Annotated in this window: 3 protein-coding genes and 1 pseudogene; all 4 read right to left on the reverse strand. The window is 69.6% G+C overall.

What is annotated here, in order from left to right; translation table 11 throughout:
- Window positions 1-553, reverse strand: a 553-nt coding sequence (locus B9G38_RS16235; protein ID WP_143415557.1) for an ROK family protein, incomplete at its 3' end; no start/stop codon positions are given.
- Window positions 554-644: 91 nt separating this feature from the next.
- A complete protein-coding gene (locus B9G38_RS16240) occupies window positions 645-1,103 on the reverse strand; it encodes a universal stress protein (RefSeq protein ID WP_086221070.1) in 459 nt (152 codons plus the stop codon).
- 222 nt (window positions 1,104-1,325) lie between these two features.
- Window positions 1,326-1,709, reverse strand: a complete 384-nt coding sequence (locus B9G38_RS16245; protein WP_086221071.1) for a DUF5611 family protein — start codon at window positions 1,707-1,709, stop codon at window positions 1,326-1,328.
- A gap of 89 nt (window positions 1,710-1,798) precedes the next feature.
- Window positions 1,799-2,262, reverse strand: a pseudogene (locus B9G38_RS16250) (hypothetical protein); the annotation flags it as partial.

The raw sequence follows: 2,262 nt of genomic DNA on the forward strand, positions 1-2,262 counted from the left end.
CCACATGACCGTCGAGCCCGCAGCCGCAGGTCATGAACCCGTGCGGGTCGACGGTCATGTGGCCGACCTCGCCGGCGTTGCCGTCCCACCCCGAGAGCACGTTGCCGTCGACGGCCACCCCCGCGCCGATCCCCGAGGAGATGGTGAGATACACCATGTCGTCGGGGTTGCGCTCGGAGTGGAACCGCTCGCCGATGACGCCCGCGATGGTGTCGTTGTGGAGGTACACCTCCTCGGTGTCGAGAAGCCGACCCACCGGGCCGACGAGCGGGATGCGCTCGACGGTGTCCGGGAGGTTCGCGGGGCCCTGAACGATCCCCTCCGCCAGGTCGAGCGGGCCGATCGAGCCGATACCGGCCGCGACCGCCTCGCTCGGTTCGATCCCCGCGTCCGCACAGGCCCCCCGAGTCACCTCCAAGACGGCCTCCGTGACGGCGATGCCGTTCGGCCCCCGCGGCGTGCCTCGCGACGCGGCGCCGAGGACCGCCGCGGTCTCGTCGCCGACGACCGCTCGGACGTTCGTCGCCCCGAGATCGACGCCCACGTAGTACATCGGGTGTAAGCGCGGACCCGCCTCACTTAAGCGGGGCGCTTCGCGCGGTCGAGCGGGGATAAAAAAACGATGTCGTCTCCGCGGAATCGCGTTACGATGCCGACTCGCGGACGAACGTCACCGGGCACGGCGCGGAGAGCATGACCTCCTGCGCCGCGCTGCCGAAGACGGCCTTCCCGGTCGGGGAGCGCCGCCGGCCGCCGACGACGACGCGGTCGGCTTCGAGCCCCTCGGCGGTCTGAACGACCTCCTCCGCGAGGTCGCCGACCGCGCCGCGGATCGAGTGTCGCACGCCGGCCGCCGACAGCGCCTTCGAGAGCTCCCGGATGGTCCTGTGTCGCTCCGCGACCGCGTCCGGGGTCGAGTTCTCGCCGTCCGGGTCGAACCCCAGCTTCGAGCGGGTCTCGTCGAACTCCTTCTCGCCGAACACGTGGGTCAACACGACCTCGGCGTCTGCCGGTCCCGCGAGGGCGATAATCTCGCTCGCGAGCCGCTCGGTGCGCTTCTCGTCTTCGGTGCCGACCGCCAGTACGACCGTTTCGATGCTCATACACGCCCTTGAACCCCGCACGTATTAAAAATAGCGAAGTTTTAACTCAAATCTGAATAAACATTTAACCGATCGATCCTGACACTCTCGCGCACCGAGGCGACGCCCCCGACCGGTTCCGGTCCGACGAGCGGGACGCTATCGACCTCGGAACGGCGTTTAAAAAGCCACTTCGAACGGCTCTCGGCGAGAGAAGGCGGCTCCGACGGCGGCGAAACCCGATCAGTAGTCGGGCGCGTCGTCCTCGACCTCGCGCTTCAGCGAGTCGCGTCGCGACTTCGCGTCGCGACCGGTCGCCTCCAGGAGGAACTCGTTTTTCGCGTCGACGGCGTCCGCGGCGGCGTCGGCGTTCCCCTCGGCGATGACGTCCTCGGCGGGCCGCTCCTCGAAGTGGACCGCCAGCTTGTCCTTCTTGCTGCCGTACTCGGCGGCGCCCGCGACGATCCGGTCGAAGACGGGGTTGTCGGGGTCCTCGACGACGTACAGCTCGTGGCCCTCCCACTCCTCGGTGCCCGTGACCTCGCCGAAGTACTCCTCGACGGAGGCCTTCAGGTCCGGCATGCGGTCGTCCAGATGCTCGCCGCGTCGCATCTTGTACTCCTTCATGCCGCGACCGTTCGACAGGCCGGCGTAAACCAGTTTCGTCACGGTCGCTCGACGCGTTCGGCCGCCGACGCGGTCCGTTTCCGGGCCGCCTACCGGGGCCGTTCGTCGACGTAGCCGCGCTTACACTCCGGACAGATGTCGCCCGCGCGCATCGAACTCCCGTCCGCGGCCCGGACCATCCCGCACTCGGGACAGTAGTACTCGGTCGGCTCGTCGTCCCCTATCGTCTCCAGTTCGGGACTCTCGCCCCGGGTGATCCCCGTCCCGTCCTCGCCGCCGGCGTCGAACGCGACGCTCTCGGCGTCGTCCGGCGCCTCGACGTACTCCGTCCCTTCCTCCGTCTCCTCTCGGTCCGCGGCCTCCGGGGTGAGCCCCCCGCCGAACTCGACGCCGGCGTCGCCGCCCTCGCCGACCTCCGCGCTGAACCCCTCGTCCTCCCCGCCGTGGTCGGGCCACGCGGTCGCGCCGTCGGCGTTGGCGTCTCCCTCGTCGACGGAGGGCCACACGCCCCGCTCCCTGTCGTCCGCCGACTCCGCCTCGCCGTCGAGGATCA

It is taken from the genome of Halorubrum sp. SD612 (genome assembly GCF_002135005.1).

What these genes read in the sequence shown, in the direction of transcription:
- B9G38_RS16245 (WP_086221071.1), bottom strand. Translation starts at nt 1,709, where the DNA reads ATGAAGGAGTACAAGATGCGACGCGGCGAGCATCTGGACGACCGCATG.
- B9G38_RS16240 (WP_086221070.1), bottom strand. Translation starts at nt 1,103, where the DNA reads ATGAGCATCGAAACGGTCGTACTGGCGGTCGGCACCGAAGACGAGAAG.